General features: G+C 68.2%; 20 protein-coding genes. 1 reads left to right on the forward strand and 19 read right to left on the reverse strand.

Annotation, left to right across the window (positions count from 1 at the left end):
* The 19 genes from JHE00_RS26915 to JHE00_RS27005 all read right to left on the reverse strand — a co-directional run bounded on the left by JHE00_RS26915 (position 1) and on the right by JHE00_RS27005 (position 16682).
* On the reverse strand, positions 1–1233 hold the full coding sequence (locus JHE00_RS26915; protein WP_200323228.1) for a class I SAM-dependent methyltransferase: 1233 nt from the start codon (positions 1231–1233) through the stop codon (positions 1–3).
* Complete coding sequence (locus tag JHE00_RS26920) at positions 1215–1859, reverse strand: dTDP-4-dehydrorhamnose 3,5-epimerase family protein (RefSeq protein ID WP_200323230.1); 645 nt, start codon at positions 1857–1859, stop codon at positions 1215–1217. The genes JHE00_RS26915 and JHE00_RS26920 overlap by 19 nt, the downstream gene beginning before the upstream one ends.
* Positions 1856–2968 (reverse strand): DegT/DnrJ/EryC1/StrS family aminotransferase, encoded by a 1113-nt coding sequence (locus JHE00_RS26925; protein ID WP_200323232.1) that lies wholly within the window; start codon positions 2966–2968, stop codon positions 1856–1858. The genes JHE00_RS26920 and JHE00_RS26925 overlap by 4 nt, the downstream gene beginning before the upstream one ends.
* Positions 2965–3927, reverse strand: a complete 963-nt coding sequence (locus tag JHE00_RS26930; RefSeq protein WP_200323234.1) for an NAD-dependent epimerase/dehydratase family protein — start codon at positions 3925–3927, stop codon at positions 2965–2967. The genes JHE00_RS26925 and JHE00_RS26930 overlap by 4 nt, the downstream gene beginning before the upstream one ends.
* Entirely contained in the window at positions 3924–5423 is a 1500-nt protein-coding gene (locus JHE00_RS26935; RefSeq protein ID WP_200323236.1) for an NDP-hexose 2,3-dehydratase family protein, read from the reverse strand. Before JHE00_RS26935 ends, JHE00_RS26930 begins: the two co-directional genes overlap by 4 nt.
* A gap of 31 nt (positions 5424–5454) precedes the next feature.
* Positions 5455–6339, reverse strand: a complete 885-nt coding sequence (locus JHE00_RS26940; protein WP_200323238.1) for a phytanoyl-CoA dioxygenase family protein — start codon at positions 6337–6339, stop codon at positions 5455–5457.
* Entirely contained in the window at positions 6329–7492 is a 1164-nt protein-coding gene (locus tag JHE00_RS26945; RefSeq protein ID WP_200323240.1) for a glycosyltransferase, read from the reverse strand. The genes JHE00_RS26940 and JHE00_RS26945 overlap by 11 nt, the downstream gene beginning before the upstream one ends.
* The gene (locus JHE00_RS26950; RefSeq protein ID WP_200323242.1) at positions 7492–8052 is read right to left on the reverse strand and encodes a DUF6624 domain-containing protein; all 561 of its coding nucleotides are present in this window, start codon (positions 8050–8052) and stop codon (positions 7492–7494) included. The genes JHE00_RS26945 and JHE00_RS26950 overlap by 1 nt, the downstream gene beginning before the upstream one ends.
* Positions 8049–8891 carry an SAM-dependent methyltransferase gene (locus JHE00_RS26955; protein WP_200323244.1) on the reverse strand — a complete coding sequence of 281 codons (843 nt, stop codon included), beginning with the start codon at positions 8889–8891 and terminating at the stop codon, positions 8049–8051. The genes JHE00_RS26950 and JHE00_RS26955 overlap by 4 nt, the downstream gene beginning before the upstream one ends.
* The gene (locus JHE00_RS26960) at positions 8888–10009 is read right to left on the reverse strand and encodes a quinone oxidoreductase family protein (RefSeq protein ID WP_200323246.1); all 1122 of its coding nucleotides are present in this window, start codon (positions 10007–10009) and stop codon (positions 8888–8890) included. The genes JHE00_RS26955 and JHE00_RS26960 overlap by 4 nt, the downstream gene beginning before the upstream one ends.
* A 9-nt stretch (positions 10010–10018) precedes the next feature.
* Entirely contained in the window at positions 10019–10975 is a 957-nt protein-coding gene (locus tag JHE00_RS26965) for a 3-oxoacyl-ACP synthase III family protein (protein ID WP_200323248.1), read from the reverse strand.
* Positions 10972–11430: an ester cyclase gene (locus JHE00_RS26970; protein ID WP_200323250.1), complete on the reverse strand. Its 459-nt coding sequence runs from the start codon at positions 11428–11430 to the stop codon at positions 10972–10974. The genes JHE00_RS26965 and JHE00_RS26970 overlap by 4 nt, the downstream gene beginning before the upstream one ends.
* Positions 11427–11999 (reverse strand): GNAT family N-acetyltransferase, encoded by a 573-nt coding sequence (locus JHE00_RS26975; protein WP_200323252.1) that lies wholly within the window; start codon positions 11997–11999, stop codon positions 11427–11429. The genes JHE00_RS26970 and JHE00_RS26975 overlap by 4 nt, the downstream gene beginning before the upstream one ends.
* Positions 11965–12597, reverse strand: a complete 633-nt coding sequence (locus JHE00_RS26980) for a flavoprotein (protein WP_200323255.1) — start codon at positions 12595–12597, stop codon at positions 11965–11967. Before JHE00_RS26980 ends, JHE00_RS26975 begins: the two co-directional genes overlap by 35 nt.
* Positions 12594–13460 (reverse strand): T3SS effector HopA1 family protein, encoded by an 867-nt coding sequence (locus tag JHE00_RS26985; RefSeq protein ID WP_200323257.1) that lies wholly within the window; start codon positions 13458–13460, stop codon positions 12594–12596. The genes JHE00_RS26980 and JHE00_RS26985 overlap by 4 nt, the downstream gene beginning before the upstream one ends.
* Positions 13453–14202 (reverse strand): phosphotransferase, encoded by a 750-nt coding sequence (locus tag JHE00_RS26990; RefSeq protein ID WP_200323269.1) that lies wholly within the window; start codon positions 14200–14202, stop codon positions 13453–13455. The genes JHE00_RS26985 and JHE00_RS26990 overlap by 8 nt, the downstream gene beginning before the upstream one ends.
* Before the next feature lie 190 nt (positions 14203–14392).
* On the reverse strand, positions 14393–14542 hold the full coding sequence (locus JHE00_RS26995; RefSeq protein ID WP_200323271.1) for a hypothetical protein: 150 nt from the start codon (positions 14540–14542) through the stop codon (positions 14393–14395).
* Positions 14543–14777: 235 nt separating this feature from the next.
* Positions 14778–15632, reverse strand: a complete 855-nt coding sequence (locus JHE00_RS27000) for a ParB/RepB/Spo0J family partition protein (RefSeq protein WP_230425012.1) — start codon at positions 15630–15632, stop codon at positions 14778–14780.
* Positions 15633–15965: 333 nt separating this feature from the next.
* Complete coding sequence (locus tag JHE00_RS27005) at positions 15966–16682, reverse strand: class I SAM-dependent methyltransferase (RefSeq protein ID WP_200323276.1); 717 nt, start codon at positions 16680–16682, stop codon at positions 15966–15968.
* A gap of 438 nt (positions 16683–17120) precedes the next feature.
* Here JHE00_RS27005 and JHE00_RS27010 point away from each other — a divergent pair, with 438 nt between their 5' ends.
* On the forward strand, positions 17121–19916 hold the full coding sequence (locus JHE00_RS27010) for an ATP-binding protein (RefSeq protein WP_200323278.1): 2796 nt from the start codon (positions 17121–17123) through the stop codon (positions 19914–19916).
* The last annotated feature ends 269 nt before the right edge of the window (positions 19917–20185 follow it).

The following is a 20185-nucleotide window of genomic DNA, read 5'->3' on the forward strand; positions in this document are numbered from 1 at the left end:
TCACTCGACCCTGACGTCGGGGACATAGGTGATCCATTTGCCGCCTGTCTCGCGGAAGTCCGGCTCCTGCGCCATGATCTCGTCCGCGTGGTTCCAGGCGAAGAGCAGGGCGTAATCGGGGTACGGGTCACGGAAACGCTCGGGGCCCACCACCGGCAGCCGCGTTCCCGGCGTCAGTCGGCCCTGCTTCGCGGGCGTCGTGTCGCACACGAATGACACCAGTTCCGGCGTGATCCCGACGTAGTTCGCGACCGTCGCGCTCTTCGCGGTGGCGCCGTAGGCCACCACCGTGCGACCCTCGGCACACAGCTGCTCCAGCAGCGCGCGCAGCTCACGGCCGGTCCTGTCCACCCTCGCGGCGAAGTCCGCGCACGTACCGTACTCCGCGAGTCCCGCGCGTTCCTCGTCCGCCACCATTGCCGCGACAGACGGTGCGACGGCCCGGCTTCCGGCACGCGCGAGCGTGTAGCGGACTTCACCGCCGTGCACGGGAAGACGCTCGACTGCCACGAGCTCGAACCCGAATCGCGTCGCCACGGCCCGCACCGACCTGGCCGTGAAGAAGTAGAAGTGCTCGTCGTAGATCTGGTCGAACGACGTTTTCCCGACGATGTCACCGAAGTAGGGGTCCTCGAACACGAACACCCCGTTGTCTGCGAGCACCTCGTCCAGCCCACGGAACACCGAATCCAGGTACGGGATGTGACAGATGGTGTTGGCGGAGTACACGACGTCGGCCTTGCCCTCGGTCGCGGCGATGTCCTTCGCCGTGGACTCCTCGAAGAACTGGTTGCGGACGTGGATGCCCTTGCCTCGCGCCACCTCCGCCACCGCGGCGGAAGGCTCGACGCCGAGGTGCCGGCATCCCGCTTCGGCTATCACACCGAGCATGACGCCGTCGTTACAGCCGAGCTCGATCATGAAAGGATCGTGTCCGCGCAACTCGGTCGACAGGAACTTCCGCGCGACCCTCTCGAAGTGCTCGCGCATGGTCGCTGACCCCGACGAGTAGTACGGGTAGTCGGCGTGGAACATCCGTTCCCGTGGAACTTCGTGAAGCAACTGCACCATGGTGCACGAATCGCACAGGCCCACGACGAGATCGAAAAAGAACTCCGGTCCCGTCGCGTCGGATTCGCGGAAGGCATCCGAGATCGGCTGCTTTCCCAGATCGAGGAACGGCCTGACCGCTCCCTCGCAAATGCGGCACCGCGTCACGTCGTTCGGCTCCATCGCTCGTCACCCCTCTCCATCCGGGGCCCGAGGGCACCCGGCTCGATCCTCTGGCACTCCGCGTAGTCCGGGAGCAGACCGGCGTCCCGCGCCGCAGCGAGAGTCGGTGCCGCGCGATCCCGCTCTGACAGCAACAGATCCGCTCCGGCAGGCAGCGGCAGGTTCAGCTCGCGGTCGAACACGGACAGCGACCGTTCTCGATCGGCGCGATAGAGGCCGGACAGCAGGTAGTGCATGACCGTGTCGTCTGCCAGCGCGAGAACCGCGTGGGCGACTCCCGCCGGCAGATACACCGCACGGAAGTCCTCCGGTGCCAGCCGCACCGTGGCGTACCTGCCGAAGGTCGGCGACCCCACCCGAACGTCCACCACGATGTCGAGCGCCTCGCCCGACACGCAGTAGACGTACTTGGCCATCCCGGGCTTGCCCGCGGTGTAGTGCAGGCCACGCACTGTATGCCTGCGTGAGCGGGTGAGGACCGTCTGGGCCACGGCGAACAGGGGGTGTCCCACCGCACCGGTCACCTCATCCTCGTGGCACGCGACCACCACCGTGCCACGCGCATCCGTGAACTGGGGCGCGACGAACACCGCCGCGCCCGCCACGTCGAGCTCACCGGTGGTCATGTCGCTCCCAGCGCATCGCGCAGCGCGTCGATCACCTTGTCCTGTGTTCCGAGGTCCAGTGACGGATACATGGGCAGCGAGAAGATCTGCCCCGCTAGCATCTCGGTCACCGGGAGCGAACCCTCGGGGTACCCGAGGTAGGCGAAGCCGCTCATCCGGTGTACCGGCCACGGATAGCTGATGTTGAGCGCGATGTCGCGTTCGCTGAGCTCGGCCATGAGGTCGTCACGACGGGCGTGGCGCACGACGTACAGGTAGTACACGTGCTCGTTGCCCTCGGCCACGGCCGGCAGCACGAGACCGGTGTCCGCCAGTCCCTCGGCGTAGCGCCGTGCGATCCGCCGCCTGCCGTCGAGGTAGGCCGGAAGCCTGCGCAGCTTCCGACGGAGGATCTCCGCCTGCACCTCGTCCAGCCTGCTGTTGTGCCCTGGTGACTCGACGACGTAGTAGCGGCCGTCGTCCATCCCGTAGTAACGGAGCCGCCGCAGGCGGCCGGCGAGCTCCTCGTCAGCTGTGAGCACGGCGCCGCCGTCTCCGTACGCGCCGAGCACCTTGGTGGGATAGAAGGAGAATGCGGATGCGTTCCCCAAGCTTCCCGCGATCTCGCCCCGATGGACGGCGCCATGCGCCTGCGCGCAGTCTTCGAGCACGGCCAGTCCGTGCCTGCGGGCGACCTCGCGAACCGGATCCATGGCGACGCATTGGCCGTACAGATGCACCGGCAGCACACAACGCGTCCTGCTGGTCACAGCGGCTTCGAGCTGATCGACATCCATCAGGTAGTCGTCCGCGCGGACGTCGACGAAGACAGGTACGGCCCCCAACGACGCGATCGCGACGACGGTCGGCGCGGCGGTGTTGGCGACGGTGATCACCTCGTCCCCCTGGCCGATGCCGAGTGCACGCAGAGCCAGCACGATCGCGTTGGTCCCGTTGTCCACACCGACGCCGTGCGCGACGTCGTGGAACGTGGCGAATTCCCGTTCGAACCCGCGCACGCTGTCGCCGAGCACCAACTGGCCGGATTCGAACACGGTGCGCACCGCGTCCAGGATGTCCTCACGTTCCCGCTCGTACTCGGGCAGGTAACTCCAGACCCGGGTGGTCATTCGTGTCCTCCTTCGGCCGCCAGTACGGCCACGGTTCTGCGGATTCCTTCCTCCGCCTGCGTCCGGTGCTCCCACCCCGTCGCCGCGCGGAAGGCTGAACTGTCCACGAACGTGCTGCGGAAATCGGCGTCCCGTGCCCCGTCCGGGCGGTCGACTCTGGTCACCGGAACGGGCGGGGTGCCGGTGTGTTCCGAGACGGCGGTGGCGATCAGCCGGAAGACGTCGCCAAGCGGTGTGCTCACACCGGTCCCCACCGGCCATCGCTCGCCGGCAAGCCGGTCCGCGCCGTCCACCGCCACCGCGAACGCCTCACCGGCATCGCGCATGTAGAGGAGGTCACGGCGGACGGTACCGTCGTGCCACATCGTGATCGGTCCACCGGAGAGAGCCTGGCGGATCATGGTCGCCACCACGCCCCTGTCCCGCACCGTCCTACTGGGACCGTGCCCGTACACCGTCGGTAGGCGCAGTATCACGGCACGCACCGAACCGGCCTCGGTGGCCTCGATGAGCACGTGTTCGGCGAGCATCTTCTGCCTGACGTACGGGGATTCCTCCGCTCCCGGCTGGACAGTGGTGCTCGCCTGGACCAGTACCGGCGGCCGTTCGCGGGAGCCGGCCCCTCCGAGCGCGGTCACCAGTGCGCGAGCCAGTTCGGCGTTCACTTTCACACCGTCCGGGTCGGATTCGCTGATCCGCCACGAACCCTTCCCGGCCACATGCGCGACGAGATTCACCACGGCGTCCGCGTCCGCCACCGCATCGGCGAGCGCGTGGCCGGTCGTGAGGTCGGCGACTCGCGTCTCCGCGTCGGAGCCGAGTGGGCGCGCGGGGCACCGTCTTGCTACCAGGCGCAGCCGGATGTCTCTCCGGGCCAGTGCTCTCGCAACCGCGGCGCCGATGAGACCGGAGGCGCCGAGGACGACCACCAGCGGCCTGGTGTCCGTTCCACCGCTCATCCGCGCGGACCCCCCGGCACAGCGAGACTGCGCAGGCACGCGACAAGGCTCCGGGCCTGCACGTTGACATAGTCGCTGTGCTGCAGCAACGAACTCAGCTGGTGGCAGGTCATCCATCGATAGTTGGGATGTTCGTGAGCCTGGTCGGTCTCGACTATCAGATGCCGGCTACGCGTGTGGTAGAAGCGGCCGCCTTCGTCGGACAGCACGGTGTCGAAGCGGATGTTCTCGCTGGGCGCGTCCAGCACGTCGTCGAGGAAGTGGGGCCTGAGCAACGACGGCACGTGCGGGTAGGTGTCGGGGGTGCACTGCACGGTCGGCGCCAGTTCGGCCACTCCGGCGAGCCCGGGCTCGCTGCGCAGCTGCACGAGAATGTGCAGCACGCCGTACACGCGCCGGACCAGGAAGGCGACCAAGCCGGTCCCCACCGCGGCGAACATTGGCTGGGACCATTGCGCCACCTCGCGTCCGGTCGCTCGCACGTTCACGCCGATCACTTCGAAGAACCGGCCCGTTCGATGGACGATCGCGCGCTCAGTCCGCCGCCATTCGGACAGGTCTGCGAGCGGCACCCGCTCCCTGCTGATCTGGCTTCCCGCCCTGACGTCGGTGAGCCAGCTCAACACGTCCCGGGTGGAGTGAAGGCACCCCCAGTCCTCGTCGCCCGAGCGCAGCAGCGCGGTCGCGAACCCGGAACCCGACGACTCGAACTCTCCGGGGAGCCCGCTGGTCGAGAAGGGCAGGCAGGAGAGCACCGTCCTGGTGTCCATGTTGACGAGGTCCTCCACCGCGAGCAGCCGGTGCAACAAGCCGACCGGAATCCACCGGAAGCCTGCCTCCAGGGGAACCTCCTCACGGACCTCGATCACCATGTTCCGGTTGCGTTTGTGCAGGAACCACGCTCCCTGCTCGGACTGGAGCACGTCCGCGACGACGCGATGCCTGGTGCTGTCGGCGAAGTGGTCGAGGTAGGGAACCGGCTTCCCGCCGTGCACCCCGGTGTAGTTGCTGCGCGTCGCCTGCACGGTGGGCGACAGCTGAACACCGTTGCGGTTTCCGGGTTCGGCTTTGGCCTGCATCAAACAGTGCAGGACTCCACCCGACTCGCGCACGATGATGCCGAGCAACCCGACCTCGGGTTGGTTGATGATCGGCTGGTCCCACTCCGGGACCACGTTGCCTGGCAGGCCCACCCGCAGGCCCTCGACGGTGAAGAACTTGCCACTGTGGTGCGCGATCGTCCCCGCCCCGGGATCGTGGTGCCACCCGGAGAGCCGGTCGAGCGCGACAATGTCCGTGTCGGTACGGAGTTGCGCATTCAGCGCCTGGAGCCACCCGCGAACGTCGACGAGGTCAGCGGCCGATCCCCCGGACGCGTGCACCGCATGCGCGATTCGCACAGGTACCCCGCGCGCGCCCAGGCCCCGGGACAACGCCGATACGTCCGCGGCACCCGCGTGGGCCGGTTCCCCGTGCCCGATTGCCGGAATGGACATCTGTGTTGGCTCCTCTCGTCGGCACCGGCTCTCATGAACCGGAGGAAACGATCACGCCCGCCGCTTGGCCCGCGCGCATGGCCGAACCGATGCGGGCGAACCGGATTTCCACCGCCCGCTCGAATTCCGCGCGCGACGCCTCGTCGAAGCCGGGCCGTGCCGAATGCTCCGGCAAGAAGTGCCCGTACCGGTCGCGACCGCTGACCAGCAGCGCGCTGTCCGGGTTGTCACCGGACGGCCGGACCGACGGGGCCAGGTAGTCGATGGCGATGCTGACGCGGGCGTCGCTGGTCTTGTTCAGCCCCGAACCGTGCACGATCAACATGTTGTGCAGTGAGCACTGCCCGGCCCGGAGCACGACGTCGTGCTTCGTGAACTCGTCAAGGTCGAGACACACCTCGTCGCCCCGCATGAGCTCAGCCTCGGTGGCTCCACGCCGGTGCTGGAGGACACCGAGCCGGTGCGTGCCGCAGGCGAAGCGCATGGTGCCGTTCTCGGCGGTCGCAGGGGTCAGCGTCAGCCAGACCCGGAAAGCACGGTCCATGGCACCGGCAAGGTCGTACGACAGCGCGTCCTGATGCCAGGCAAGGTCGCTCTCGCCTCCGGGCTCCTTCACAAAGATGTTGGAACTCCAGACCAGGACGTCAGGCCCGAGCAGGCTCGTCGCCACGGCGATCAGCCGGGGATGCCGCACCAATTCGGCCGCCCACGGCCGGAGCAGATGAATCTTCGGTCCGTACGCCAGCGCCGCCTGTACATCGCCCTCCGCCCGGCTGTCCGCCAGGTGATGTCCGACGTGGTCGGCCAGTGTTGCCACCTCGTGCTCGCCCAGGATCTCGAGCGGGAACAGAAAGCCGTTCTCCCGAAAGCTCCGGATGGCGTCGTCGGGCAAGACAGCCGCGTTCTCAGCTTGCACGGTGGACCCCTTCGTTCGTCATCAGTTCGGTGATCGCCGTCGCGGTGACGGCGGGCGGCGGGGACGCTGCGATCTCCGCTCGCAGTTCTCTCGCGCCTGCCAGGTACCGAGGATCGCCGAGCACCTCTGGCACGGCGTCGGCCAGTGCCACCCCACGATCGTTCGCCTCGAAGGGCACGCACACCCCGGCGCCAAGCTCAGCTAGCCTGCGGGCGTTGTCCCCTTCGTCGAAGGAAGCGGGACAGGCGATCTGTGGGGTCCCATGAGTCAGCGCCGACAAGGTCGTCCCGGAGCCGCCGTGATGGATCACCAGATCGCAGTGCTCCGCGACCAGTCCGAGCGGCAGCCACTGCACTGCGCGTACCCTCTCCGCGACGGCCGCGGGCACAGTGCGACGATCCGCCGCGACCACCACCTCTGCTCCCGCTGTGAGCGCACCGGAGACCGCGTCGGCGAGCGCCGCGACATGGTGTCCCTCCTCCAGCAGCACGGTGCCGAAAGTGACGAGCACCCTCGGCGCGCCGTCGCGCGGGCCGGCCAGCCAGCCGGGAACCAGTGCAGGACCGTTGAACGGCACGTACCTTGTCCGCAGTCCCGGCTCGGCGTCCGAAAGCTGGAACGACGGAGGGCAGGGGTCCACGGTCAGCGAGGGCGCGGTGCCGAAGCCGGGCCATGCCGCGCAGCGCGCACCGAAGACATCGTGTGCCGCCTTCCACCGCTTCGCCACCGGCAGCGACAACCCCCAGCGATGCTCGACATAGGGCACGGCGGCGTCACTCGCGACCTTCCGGGCCGCCACGTCCACCTGATCGGCCAGAAGCAGGTCCGGCCGCCAGCGCTCGACGAGGTCGGTCAGCTCCGGCAGCATCGCCTCCGCGATCCGGGCGAACCGGCGCAGGGTCGGCACCTCGTCGGTGTAGGAACCGGCCTCGTCGCCGGGACGGAGTGCGGCATCCTCCGAACGCGGGTGCGCGCAGGCGAGCACGGGCAGGCCCGCCTGCAGCACGGCCCTCGCGAAGTAGGCCGGTACCGCGACCCGCACGTCGTGGCCGGCGGCGCGCAAGGCCCACAACGTCGGCACCATCGGAAAGAAGTGGCCCAGCGCCGGACTGGCGACCGCGAGGATCTTGCCTCGCGATGATGTCCCGGCCATCACGACGGTTCTCCTCTGCCCGACGGCGCGGCCGCCAGCACCTCCGGGCCGTGCAGTCCGACCAGCTCACGCTCGAACTCGGCGACCGTGCCAAGGCCGACGGCACGCCGCCGTCGGTCGAGGCCCTCGGCGTCCTCGACCGACAGCATCCGGTATCCGCCGGAGACCGTGCGCGCGTACTGCGTGCCGTATCGCTGTGGGAGCCCACGGTGGGTGCAGAGGCGATCGGTCAGGTAGGCCAGGTGCACGACCTCGGCTTCGCCGGCGTCCGCTGCCTCGACGAGCAGTTCGAAGCCGAGGCATTGCAGCATCCGGTCCCGGTCTGCGTGCTGCACGAGCAGCGCCGCGTCCGCCGAGCCGCCGGCCCCGACGAGAGAGTGGCCCAGCCAGCCGTGCTCAGTGAGGAGTTCCCACATGCGGGACGCATTGCCGTCGTCAACGTCTCGCCAGCGCGCGAGCCGATCCGGCGTCGCACCACCACCGGCACGCACCTCCTGATCCCGCCGTACTCGCTCACGCAACTCGGCGGCCAGTTCGGGTCGGGCGACGCGGGCGCTCATGCGGCGACCTCCGCGGTCACGTACTGCCGTGTCCCGAACGGCGACGCGGCGTCGTCGAGCCCGTCCACCTGCTCCCGTTCGATGCCGGTCACCACGAACTCGTGCCCGGCGAGCTCGGCCTCCAACTCCGGATACGGGGTCAGCCGGAACTCGAACCCGGTGAGCGCACGGCTGGTGTGACCGTCCTCGGCCACCAGCTCGGCGTAGAGATTGGTCAGCTGCCGCCGTCGTCGTGGTTCGCGGCGGGCTCCGACGAGCACGAACCCGGTGCGCTTGGTCGTTCGCACCGGGAAGACCATCGTCGCTTCCGAGTTCTGCTCGCCCACCGCGACCGGCACGTAGTCGAACAGCAGCCGGCCACCGTCGCGCAGATGCCTGCGCGCCGAGGCCAGGACCTCCGAACGACGGTCCACATCGAACAGGGTCAGACTCAACCCTCCGATCACCACGGCGCCGAAGGTGCGGGACAGTGCCAGCGAGGTGACATCGCCACGGACCAGCGAGACTCTGTCGGAGACGTCCTCCCCCGCGCCCGAGAGCAGAGTCCGTGCCGCGCTCAGCTGGGTGACCGACCGGTCCACTCCGGTGACGCGCCAGCCCTTCTTGGCGAGCTCCAGCACCGACCGACCCCCGCCGCAGCAGAGATCGAGCGCACCGTGCTCGTGCGGGCTGCCGACGTTGTCGGCGAACCATCGACTGTCCTCGTCGGCCTTCGTGACCAGCTTCGTGTAGAAGACACCCAGTACGCCCTCGAACGGCGGGCTCAGCCGGGTGTCCGGCAGGGAGAGCCGTTCGATCTCCGCGAAGGGCCCGAACAGACAGCTCGTGTCGAAGGTCATGGCTTCCCTCCCTGATCGCCGAACAGGTACACGACCTTGCCGAGCCGGTCGGCGGAGAAACTGCGATGGATGAAGGACTCGAGCTGTCCTCCGGTGTGAACCGAGTCGAGAACGACGTCGAGCCCGCCGTCGGCGTGATCCGTGAGAGCCCGCTCGAGATCGGACCTCTCCCCGAGGCACTGACCGTGAATGCTCGCGTTCTTCGCCACCATGCTGGTGAACATCCGCATCGCCTCCGCGGCGGGCAGGTCCAGCTCCGGCCTCTCGTTCGGGCCGCCCATCAGCCGACAGGTGACGTACCTTCCTCCGAAGCCGAGCAGTCTCATGCCGGTCACCAGGTAGCTGTCGAAGTAGGGGTCGATGACGGCGTCGAAGCCACGACTGGCGCGAGCGAGGCCGGACAGGTCCTTCAGGTCCTCTGCCGAGGAGGAATCGAAGACACGCCGCACCCCGAGCTCGCGGAGCCTGTCGTGTCCTCGGGCGCTGCGCGAGACTCCGTAGACGGTGGCACCGCGGTTACCGGCCGCGCTGATCGTGAACAGGCTCGTGGCCGAGGTCGCCGCCGTGACCAGCACCGTGCTGCCGTGCGTGATCCGCGCACGGCGGACCATCGCGTACGCGGTCTGGGCGCCGACCGAGAACGCCGCGGCGTTCGCCGTGCTCACCGCATCGGGAACCGGCACGAGCCGGGAATGGTGGATCCGCTGCAGCTCCCTGGACGCGTTGTTGGTGAGCACGCCCGCGGAGACCGCGTCGGCGGGCCGAGGTGGCCAGACCATGTTCGGGATCACCCGGTCTCCGATCTCGAGCCCCGGTACCGCATGGCCCGTCGCGACGACCTCGCCGACGAAGTCCGAGCCGATGCCCCGGCTTCGGTCGTGCAGCACGCCGGACTGCTCGCCCATGAGCAGCGACAGGTCCCGGTAGTTGAGGGAGAACCCCAGCACCCGGACGAGCACGTACTCCCGGTTGTGGTCAGCGGCGGCGTCGAACGCGGTGTCCGCCACCTCGGCGAGGCCGAACCTGAGCGGCAGACCACGCAGGGTGTGGGTCGCCGAGCCCGCCCAGTGCGCGGGCGAGCGCTCGCCGGTCTTCTCGTCACACAGCAGTACCTTCACGGCCTCTCCTCAGTACCAGCGGACGACCATCGCGCCCGCGGTCATCCCCGCTCCCACGGCCACCAGCGCCACCAGGGACCCTCGGACCATCGGACGGTCACGGTGGGCGAGCGCGAGCGACACCGGTAACGACGCCGACGCGGTGTTCCCGGTGTGGGCGCCATACAGCGGCACCACCCGCTCGTCGAGGCCGGCCGAACGAGCGAGGGTCTGCACCAGCTTCGGATTCGCCTGATGCACGATCACGCGATCGAGCTCGTCCGCCCGCGCCCCGGCTGAGCTCAGCACGGTCTCCAGCAGTTTGGGACCCGTGTTCAGCACGACATCGCGCACCTGTCCACCGTCCATGTGGAACCAGCGCGCGTCGGCTTCCGGTGGTGGCACATGGGCGATGTCCTGCTGCGAGCCGTCCGCCCACAGCTCGGCGGCGAGGATTCCGAACCCCGGCGGAACCCTTCCGAGTACCACGGCTCCCGCCCCGTCGCCGAACAGCGGAGCGGTGCGCCGGTCGGCCGGATCGACATGACGGGTGAACACGTCCGCGCCCACGACGAGTGGTGAGCGGCAGACGCCCGTGGTCATCGCGCCCCAGGCCGTGACGACGGCATAGACGAACCCCGAGCAGGCCGCGTTCACATCGACGGCCGGAACACCGTGCAGCCCCAGACGTTCCTGCACGGCGCATGCGGTCGCCGGAACCGGCCGATCAGGTGTCACGGTGGCGAGCACGACCATGTCAGGGCGAGTTCCGGCCTGAGCGATGGCCTCCGCCGAGGCGCGGGTGGCCAGTTCAGACGTACCCTCCCCCTCGGCCGCTCGGTGCCGGGCCACGATTCCCGTTCGGTCCTCGATCCACCCGGGCTCGACATCGAGATTCCGGGACACGTGACTATTGGCCAGCGCTGCCCCCGGCAGGAACGAGCCCACCCCGAGAATGCCCACCCCCGGCTCCACATCGGACTTCATCGCCACCACCCCATCTGTTCCGTCACGGACTGCGGGTCGAGCTCGTTGATCTCCTCGACGATCAGACCGTCCGCTACGCGGGCGATGTTCATGCCGGTCATCGAGATCAGGCGCACGTCTGGAAGCTGCCGTGCGATCATGCGAAGCCCCGGGCCGAGCACCTCGAGATCGGCGATCCAGCCCGTGAGCTCCCAGCGGTAGGCGAAACCCGACCCGGAGCAGACAGCGTGCGTTACCCGCATCCGCGCATCCGTGATCAGTTCGAGCGTGGACTCCACGCTGCGGGCGTACTCGTCGCGGCCACGGACGATGACTTCCGCACGCTCGTCGACCTGGCGGTAATCGGCATGCAGGTAGGACGGGAGCCGTTCGAACCTCTGCTGGTTCCAGATGTCATCGACGAACTCCTCGACGAATGCCGTCGAGTCGGAGTTGTGCGCGTAGGTCCAGATCATCGAACCAGTTGCTCCTCAATGGCAGCCGCGCCCCGCCACTCACGGCTGAGCAGGCCCATCACCACGGCGTCGACTCTGCCGTCCGGGCTCGGCATCTGTTCCCGCACGAGTCCTTCTCTCGTGAACCCCAGGCGGTCACACATCCGCAGCGACGGCACGTTGGTCACAGAGACGAATCCCATCAGCCGGTGCACGTCGTCGCCGGCGAAGAGCGCGTCGAGAACGGCGGCCATGCACGCGGTGCCCACGCCCGGCCTGCCGACCCCACTGGCGCCCGGTCCGTTGATCACGTCGCCACTCCACACTCCCGGTACGCCGAAGGGCATGTACAGCTGGAGGCACAGCGGGCCGTGTCCTGGCAACTCGACGAACCAGCCACGAGCGATCCCGGCCGAGATGTAGGAGATGACGTGCTGCCTGGTCTCATCGTCGGCCTCGGTGAAGCCGGAATCGCTCATGGAGCTGATCCGCTCGGCGGACAGGAATTCGTCGACGATGTCCTGATCGCGTTCGCTGATCTCGCGCACGACGAGCTCACTGGGCAACAGGCGAGACATGGTGCTGGTCATGGCGATCCCTTTCGTGAGTACGGTTTGCCGTGGTCTCCGACGTCACACGGCCGAGCGCGCGCAGTGCCGCGTCCGGGGGCGCACAGGCACCTTCCGTCAGCTGCCAGGCCGATACGCTGTGGCCGGTCACCGGTCCGACGAGATGCCGTCCGTCCGCCTCGAGCGCCTCGGCGATCCGCCGATACGGACCGCCTCGCACGGCCCCGGCGGCCAGGCACGGTGCGAGCACCACCGGAGCACGGGTGCTCAGCACGATGCTCGTCGGCACGTCGCCGGCGAGACCTGCCGCACAGGCGGCGAGAAAGTGGAGGGTCGCCGGCCACACGAGCACCGCCTCGGCCCACTCGGCCCATTCGACGTGGATGGGCCCCGCGGCCCCGGACCAGTCGGCGGGCACGACGGGGTGGCCGCTCAGCGTCTCCACGGCCTGCGGTGACACCATCGTGCGGGCCGACTCCGTCAGGCACACCACTGTCTCCACCCGGTAGTGCCTGCGCAGCAACGTGACGACCGTGGGCAGATGGCACACGGCGATGGCACCGGTTCCGACGAGCACGATCCGGCCCGCCCCGATGGACTCTGGGAACTCGTCGTTCATCGCAGAGCCGCCCCGTTGCTCCTCCGGCCTGCCTCGTACCAGGAACGGGTCAGCTCAGCGAGCGCGGTGTCCAGCGTCCCCTCCGTCCAAGCGGCCACCAGCGCTCTCGCCCAGTGGTAGCCGACGCTGCCCAGTACCGGCCCCAGATCTCCGGGTACGAGCGCCGCGCCGATGCCGTGTGCCACCGCGTGACTGAACCCCGCCACCGGTTCGTCGAGCTGAGAGGACGGGATGCGCTTCAGCATGGGCAGTACCCGGGGAAGTTCGGCGGCTGCGACATAGACGACGATGCAGTCCGCTCTGCTCAGCATCTCGGTGGACCCGCCGACCTTCGTGGTGAAGTCCACGGCATCCGATTCCAGCGCACGCACGATCTCCGTCCACACCTCTATGGCGGCGTCGGCACGGGCGTTGACGTAGATCCGGGCGTCCCAGGACATCGCGTGGCCGCCAGGCCGGCGCCAGTGGATCCAGCGAGCCTCCGGAGGGCTGGACACCGCGCTGATCCGCAACGTCACGTACCCGAGGTACTCCGGCTCCACCATCGAAGCGGGAACCCGCAGCTCGACACCTTCCGGGCAACGGATCACGACATCGGTCCCGGCCTCACGCACGTGCTTGAGGCCCGAACTCGGGAAGGTCAGGTCAGCGAGCCGGTTCCGGGCCCCGTGCACGAGCCGGGCGAACTCGACGCGGTTCGCGGCGAAGGCGCCTCCGTCAGGAGGGCGTCGCGTGTGGACCGATGTGTAGACGCGCTCGATCAAGTGCTCCCGCTGGGCGGCGTCGACGGGCACGCCGTCAGGCCCGGGGAGAACGGTGGTGACCACGTGGCGAATCCACGGGATCTCGTCGCGTTCAGCCATGACGGTCGATCACCTTCCATCGCGCGGGGTCCGTCACCAAACCTCGTCCCAGCTCGTACTGGGCCATCAGCACCCGTTCCCACCGCGTCGCCGAAGCACGCATGAAGGAACGAGTGAGCAGGGAGCAACCGACCGAGGCCGCGAGAAGATCGTCGTCCACCGGTTCTCGGCGAACCGCACGGTAGCCGTCGAGGACCAGGCGGATACTTCGCGCGGCTCTGTTCATCGCCGCGGCCAGAGCGATTCGAGATGCCTTCCCCGGTGGCTCCTTGAGCGTGAGCAGGGTGTCCGTCATCACCGCGGCTGCCAGAGCTCCCAGGTCCGCCTCGGCCCGGCCGAGCCCGGCCGTCTCCCAGTCGACGAGGAGCGGCCCGCCGTCCGCCGAGACGCAGAAGTTCGAAGTCCTTGCGTCGCCGTGAATCCAGACGTTCCCGTGGCGCAGCAGATCCCTGGTGCTCCTGCCGAGCGTGCGCAGTTCGTCGTCGGTGTGAAACACGCCGACCAGCCTGCGCTGGGTCGCCGACAGCCCCAGCCAGGTCGCCGATCCCAAGGGTTCCCACGGCGGTGCCTCGGCGAGTGCCCGGCCGAGCCCTGTCGGTGGCTCCGCCCCATGCAGCGTCCCGAGCGACCGGCCGGCGGCGACAAGCGTTTCCTCGCGCGCAGTTCCCTCCTGGATCAGGACATCCAGGCGCGGACCTGGAACGTGGTCGAGCACAGGACGACCGCCGCTGTCCCCGATCACGGGCGGAGCGAGCGGAGTCCCCGGCGCCGGGGCGAGTGTGGCGGCGGCGCGCGCGATGTCCCGTTCGCCGATCACGCCAGTTGGAGCCGTCTCCATCCCCGTTCCTTTCGATGTCGGCGGTCAGACCGGAGGACTTCTGGTCCCACGTGAGGGAACGCGGCGGGCGGGTAAACCCGCCCGCCGCGAGCCGTCAGCAGTGGACGGCGACCGTGTAGGTCACGGAGCTCTTGGCCACCGGCATCTGAACCGGGTCGATCTCGAGGTCGGCGATCGACTCAGCGGCCTCGGCCTCCAGCAGCGTGCCGAGGACGTCCTCGATCTCGTACTCCTTCGTCGCCATTTGGCAACTCCTTCGGGTAACAGAACCAATCCGGCGCATTCGCCGAGGGATTCGGGATGAATTCCCGCACCAAATGAAAGCGATCCCATGCCGACCTCGTCAAGGGCGACGAATTGCACGGAAGGTGTTGCGTTCACGACGAAACGCGAAGTTTTCCAGGCATCCCAGAAGCACGCCGAAAGGGCGTTCCGCGAGCTACGAACTCAGCTCGCGGAACGCCTCGACATCGGTTGGTTCAGGCCGAGTTCTCCGACCTCTCGTCCAGTTCCTCGGCAAGCGAAATCCATTTCTCCGCACAGGCGCGGGCCAGCTCGGCCATGAGGCCCGTCAGGTGCGGCGGGATCGCGCGGACCACGTCCTCGAGACCATCGGATCTGACCGAGTGCACTCCGAGCCATCGGATCAGCGAACGCCCGGTTTCGGAGAAACGGATGGACGGGTCCCGGCAGAGGTTGTGCAGGGCGATCGACTGCTCGGCTTCCGCCATGTGCACAGGGGCCCGGGCCGACTTGCCGCGGGCGCCATGCTGCCGCTGAGCGAGTTCACGGACTCGCTCCGGAACCGGATCATCGCCACGCCGGAGGCGTTCGCGCACATCACGCGCTGTCCCCACTGAGACACCGGCGAGGCGCGCCACTTCTCGCAGCGATATCTCAGGATGCTTCGCGATGATCTCGCCGGCTCGCCGCCTGCCCTCGGCCGCGTTGAGCGGCCGGACCCGGCCGTCGCGCCCCACCCTGGTGTTCAACTGACTGATTTGTCCGGTTGACCGGTGCCGGAGCACACCCACTGTCGCGGGAGAGAGGCCGCTCGTCGCGGCGATCGCCCGGTCGGACCAGTCGGGATGCGTCCGGAGGATGCGTCCGGCGGCGGCTTCCCGATCCGCGCGAGTCAAAGGCAGCCCGTGCGCGATGTTGGTGTGCACCGCCCACACGAAAGCCTCGGCCTCGGAGCCCTCGAAGTACCGGACGAGGATCTCGTCGTGACCCCGAAGGCCCACGGCACGAAGCCGGTGCATTCCGTCGATGACCTTCATCGTGGGCCGGTGCAGCAGAATAGGCGGCAGCGGGGCCGCGGACTCGGCGAGCATGCGGGCATGCTCGTCGTCCACTCCTTCGGAGCGAGGCGAGTCGGCGGGGCAGATTCGGGCGAGAGGCACTTTCGTGGGCCCGCTCCAGTGGCCCGGTACCGATGGCTCGTTCACTGACTCCGACGCCCTACCCTCGTCCCGGCCCGCGGATACAAGATTGGACCACCGTGAGCCGTCTTCGTACGGCGCGCTGGTCGCACCACTCATGCACGTACCGTCCCCTTCCCGTGCCTTCTGACACGACCACCGCTTCGCGTCCGAGGCACGCCTCAACATGGAAATGCGGTAAAAGGTGATTCCTCCACAATCGTCGCGGGCCGCCGAACAGACGCGTCACTCCCGAACGCCGATCAGCAATCCGGATGCGCTTCTCGGCAAGACGCCGTCGACGCGTTCCACCGTGCAGCCGGCCGAAGTCAGCGCCCCCAGATACTCGTCGAGGGCGAAGAGCCTCAGTTCGTGCCGTTCCGAGAACTCATCGATCCCGGCCCGGTCAGTGCGAACGAATCGGACATCCATCTGCACGAACGAGCCGCGCCGCACGGAATGCGAGAACCTCCCGATCGCGACGTCGTCCTCGCGATACAGATCGGCCGCGATGTAGCCGTCGACAGCCTGCTCAGGACAGAACCACGGTTCGATCACCACGACCCCGCCGGGATTCAGGTGTCGGACCATGCCGGCGACCGCGGCATTCAGTTCGGCGACGTTCCGCAGATACGCGATGGACGCGAACAGGCAGCACACCACGTCGAAACGCCGGCCGAGCTCGAAGTCACGCATGTCGGCACGGTGCATGACGGCGTCCGGGAGGCGCCGGCGAGCGTGTTCGAGCATCGGCTCGGCGCAGTCCATCCCATGCACCTCGTCGAAGCACTCACTGAACGTCGCAAGGTGCGCACCGGTGCCACAGGCCACATCCAGCAATGACGTCGCAGCGGGCTGCCGCCTCACAGACTCGGCTATCACGGTCTTAGCCTCGTCTACCCAGTCCTTGCCCCGGTAGCCGTGAATCAACTCGTAGACCTCTGCCACCTCGCGCTGATACATGGCCCCCCCTGAACCGCGCACACGGCTTCGCAGACGGTGAACACCCGCAGCCCACCGCGACCGGACGTCGGCACGGATCACAGCGAGGACGCCGACGCTAACCGTTCGCCGACAGGACCCGCACCCCCTACACGCCCCTACGTTGCACCTCCCCTGCCTCGAAAATCGCACGACCGGTAAAGATCGGTAATTCGTGGATAACTCCAATGTGGACTTATGAGTCTCCTACGTCAGTGCTCCGAACGGCTGGCCCGGCGCCGCCGATCGGCGCACCGGACACGTTCGATAACTGGTCCAATTCCGCCCTCAATGCCGGAACAGTCGACTCTGGGCGAGCACACTCGATAGAGTCGCTTCCGCGAAGCTTCGGCCCAGACGCACCATTCATCACGTTCGCGTTCTGTCGCTACGACTTTCGTACTGGGGAGGACGTCAACCATGGTCCTGGCCGAACGCGCTGACGACCTGGCCAGACTGAGATCACTGCTGGATGACGCTCGCCAACACCGCGGTAGCGGTGTCGTGGTGAGCGGGCCGGTCGCGTCCGGAAAGACCGAACTGCTGAACACGGCCGCTGACGAGGCGGTCAAGCAGGGGGCCACGCTGGCAACCGCCCTGTGCTTCCCCGCGGACAAGACCACACCGCTCGGGATGTTCGGCCAGTTGCTGCTCGACTGCCCCTTGGCGACGCAGACACGGCGGCGAGCGATCGAACTGCTGGCCGAAGCGCGAGCGCGGATCCACAACGGCGACCTCGCGTCCGAACACGTCCAACAGGTCAGCACTGCCGTGGCACACTCCCTCTGCTCGCTGCTCACCGATCTGGCCACGCACCCCCTGCTGCTCGTGGTGGATGATGCTCAGTACGCGGATGTCCCCTCTCTGCAGTGCCTGCTCCTGCTCGTGCGAAAGATCCGCTGGACACCCGTGGTGCTGGCCATCGGCCGGACCACACCCGTACGCGAGCCCCATCCGCTGATCCAGGCAGAGCTGTTGCGCCAGCTGCATTCGCATCGCATCCGGCTGACCACGCTGAGCGAGACCGGAGTGGCCGAGGTGATCGCGGCGCGGACGAGCACAGGCGCGGCCGACGCCCTCGCCAGCAGCGTCCACTCCGTCAGCGGCGGTAATCCATTGCTGGTCCGGGCTCTGCTGGAGGATCAGAACATCGCGGGGCGGACAACGGCGAAGCCGGATAACAGGCCTGGCGTGGCCGTCGGCGAGTCGTTCGAGCAGGCGGTCATCAGCTGCCTGTACCGCAGCGACGACATCGCCCGGACAGTCGCGTACGGGATCGCGGTCCTCGGCGACGGTCCCGATCTCGGCATACTCAGCGAGCTGACCGAGTTCGGACCGCAGGTCGCGAGCAGCGCCGTGCAGCGGCTCGACGAAGCCGGTCTGCTGGCCGGGGCCAGGTTCCGGCATCCGAACGCCCGCGCCGCCATCATCAAGAGCCTCAGTGAGAAGGAACGGGCGACGATGCACCGCACGGCGGCGCAGCTGCTGCACCACCGTGGGCACGAACCGAGCGTCGTCGCCGAGCACCTGGTCGAGGCGGGCGATGCCGCGGCTCCCTGGGCCGTGCCGGTTCTCCAGCAAGCGGCCGACCAAGCACTCCGCGACGACCGGCCGCAGCAGGCGGTCCGCTACCTCGAGCACGCTCGCGTGCTCTGCACCGACGAACGCGCCCGCGCCGGCTTGCTCGGCAGAGTGGCGAACATCGAATGGCGGCTCAACCCGGCCGCGGTGCTGCGACGGCTTGACGCACTCACATCGGCCATGCGATCCGGCCTGCTCGACGCGGAGCGGGCGGCTTCGCTGCTGGGCCACTTGCTGTGGCACGGGTACACCGAGGAAGCGGTCGAGGTGGCCACCGCGTTGCAGAAACGTGCCGCCGATCCGGAATGGTCTGAGGAAGCGACCACCGCTTGGCGCTCGTTGGCTCTCTGGTTTCCCTCCATCCTCGGCAGGCTTTCGACTCGCTTTGCGGCGTCGCCAGCGCCGGCCGGCGCGGAACCCCGGCACCGGGCCGCCGAAGCACTTCACGCGGTATTCACGCGTGGCACGGACGCTGATGTGATCACGGCCGCCGAGCAGGTTCTGCGAGCGACTCGGCTCGCCGACAACACGGTCGACGCGATCTGTACCTCGCTGTACGCGCTGGTCTATTCCGACCGTTTCGACAAGGCCGTGCCGTGGTACGAAACGCTGCAGGACGAGGCCTCACAGCAAGACGCGCCGGGATGGCAGGCGCTACTGCACGCGGCTGGAGCCGAGATCGCGTTCCGCCAGGGTGATCTCGGCACCACTGAGTACCGGGCGCAGGCCGCATTGCGGTATCTGGCCGGATCGAGCTGGGGAACGGCGATCGGCAGTCCTTTGGGCAGTCTCGTGCTCGCACTCACAGCGATGGGCCGTTACGGGGAAGCCTCGGACCTGCTCGAGCAGCCGTTCCCGGCATGGCTGCTGCACACAAGGGCCGGACTGCCGTACCGCTTCGCGCGCGGGCAGTACAACCTGGCGACTCACGCGTTCCACGAGGCGATCGCCGACTTCCGCGCCTGCGGCGACCTCATGACCGAATGGCGGCTGGACCTGCCGGCCCTGGTTCCGTGGCGTTCGTCAGCCGCTGAGGCCTACCTGCAATTGGGGCAGCGGAGCGCGGCGAAGAAGCTGGCCGCCGAGCAGCTCGCCCGGTGCAAACAGCCGCGGTCACGAAGCCGGGGCGTCTCCCTGCGCGTCCTGGCCGCGACAAGCGACCCTCGGCATCGCCAGAAACTGCTCCGCGAGGCCGAAGCTGTATTGCAGAGCTGCGGAGACCGATTGGAACTGGCCAAAGTGCTGACCGACCTGAGTGCGGCACGCCGGGATGCCGACCGAGTCGGCCAGGCCAGGTCGACGGTTCGCCGGGCGTTACTCATCGCGAAGGAACTCAGGGCGGAACCGCTGTGCCAGCGACTGCTCCCGCAACCCGCGGACGACGTGACCGTCCACACCAGACGGATACCGAAGTCGACGGTCGGCGCCGGATCGCTGACAGAGGCCGAATGGCGGGTGGCGCGCCTTGCCGCCCAGGGCCACACGAACACCGAGATCGCGGGCAAGCTGTACATCACGGTCAGCACAGTGGAGCAGCACCTCACCCGGGCATACCGCAAACTGAACATCAGCAGGCGAACCGAGCTGCCGGCCAGGTTGCGAAAAGAGATCGGCGCGCCGATGAGCGTGGGCTGACTCGGGCTACGCACGCCAGGCGGAGCTCCTTCCTCAGCTCGTTGCTCCCGCCCGGATCGTGGTGACCCGAGCGTCGCGCCCATGCACGGGCGACCCAGTACTCGTCAGGTAGCCGTAGACCGCAGTGAGGTCTCCCTCGACATGAGCGCGCGTCGTCAGGTCGGCGAGGAGGAACTTGTTGTGCTGGAAGCCCCCGTTTACGTGACGTGAGCGGGTGCCGCTCCTCCGGCTCATTACCGGCGTTTGCGCAGGTGATCGCGACCGGCCAT

This window comes from Prauserella cavernicola (assembly GCF_016595675.1).
Classification (GTDB): Bacteria; Actinomycetota; Actinomycetes; order Mycobacteriales; family Pseudonocardiaceae; genus Prauserella_A; species Prauserella_A cavernicola.

Coding starts and splice junctions, on each gene's coding strand:
- JHE00_RS26915 (WP_200323228.1), bottom strand. CDS start 1,233: ATGGAGCCGAACGACGTGACGCGGTGCCGCATTTGCGAGGGAGCGGTC.
- JHE00_RS26920 (WP_200323230.1), bottom strand. CDS start 1,859: ATGACCACCGGTGAGCTCGACGTGGCGGGCGCGGCGGTGTTCGTCGCG.
- JHE00_RS26925 (WP_200323232.1), bottom strand. CDS start 2,968: ATGACCACCCGGGTCTGGAGTTACCTGCCCGAGTACGAGCGGGAACGT.
- JHE00_RS26930 (WP_200323234.1), bottom strand. CDS start 3,927: ATGAGCGGTGGAACGGACACCAGGCCGCTGGTGGTCGTCCTCGGCGCC.
- JHE00_RS26935 (WP_200323236.1), bottom strand. CDS start 5,423: ATGTCCATTCCGGCAATCGGGCACGGGGAACCGGCCCACGCGGGTGCC.
- JHE00_RS26945 (WP_200323240.1), bottom strand. CDS start 7,492: ATGGCCGGGACATCATCGCGAGGCAAGATCCTCGCGGTCGCCAGTCCG.
- JHE00_RS26950 (WP_200323242.1), bottom strand. CDS start 8,052: ATGAGCGCCCGCGTCGCCCGACCCGAACTGGCCGCCGAGTTGCGTGAG.
- JHE00_RS26955 (WP_200323244.1), bottom strand. CDS start 8,891: ATGACCTTCGACACGAGCTGTCTGTTCGGGCCCTTCGCGGAGATCGAA.
- JHE00_RS26965 (WP_200323248.1), bottom strand. CDS start 10,975: ATGAAGTCCGATGTGGAGCCGGGGGTGGGCATTCTCGGGGTGGGCTCG.
- JHE00_RS26970 (WP_200323250.1), bottom strand. CDS start 11,430: ATGATCTGGACCTACGCGCACAACTCCGACTCGACGGCATTCGTCGAG.
- JHE00_RS26975 (WP_200323252.1), bottom strand. CDS start 11,999: ATGACCAGCACCATGTCTCGCCTGTTGCCCAGTGAGCTCGTCGTGCGC.
- JHE00_RS26980 (WP_200323255.1), bottom strand. CDS start 12,597: ATGAACGACGAGTTCCCAGAGTCCATCGGGGCGGGCCGGATCGTGCTC.
- JHE00_RS26985 (WP_200323257.1), bottom strand. CDS start 13,460: ATGGCTGAACGCGACGAGATCCCGTGGATTCGCCACGTGGTCACCACC.
- JHE00_RS26995 (WP_200323271.1), bottom strand. CDS start 14,542: ATGGCGACGAAGGAGTACGAGATCGAGGACGTCCTCGGCACGCTGCTG.
- JHE00_RS27000 (WP_230425012.1), bottom strand. CDS start 15,632: ATGCTCGCCGAGTCCGCGGCCCCGCTGCCGCCTATTCTGCTGCACCGG.
- JHE00_RS27005 (WP_200323276.1), bottom strand. CDS start 16,682: ATGTATCAGCGCGAGGTGGCAGAGGTCTACGAGTTGATTCACGGCTAC.
- JHE00_RS27010 (WP_200323278.1), top strand. CDS start 17,121: ATGGTCCTGGCCGAACGCGCTGACGACCTGGCCAGACTGAGATCACTG.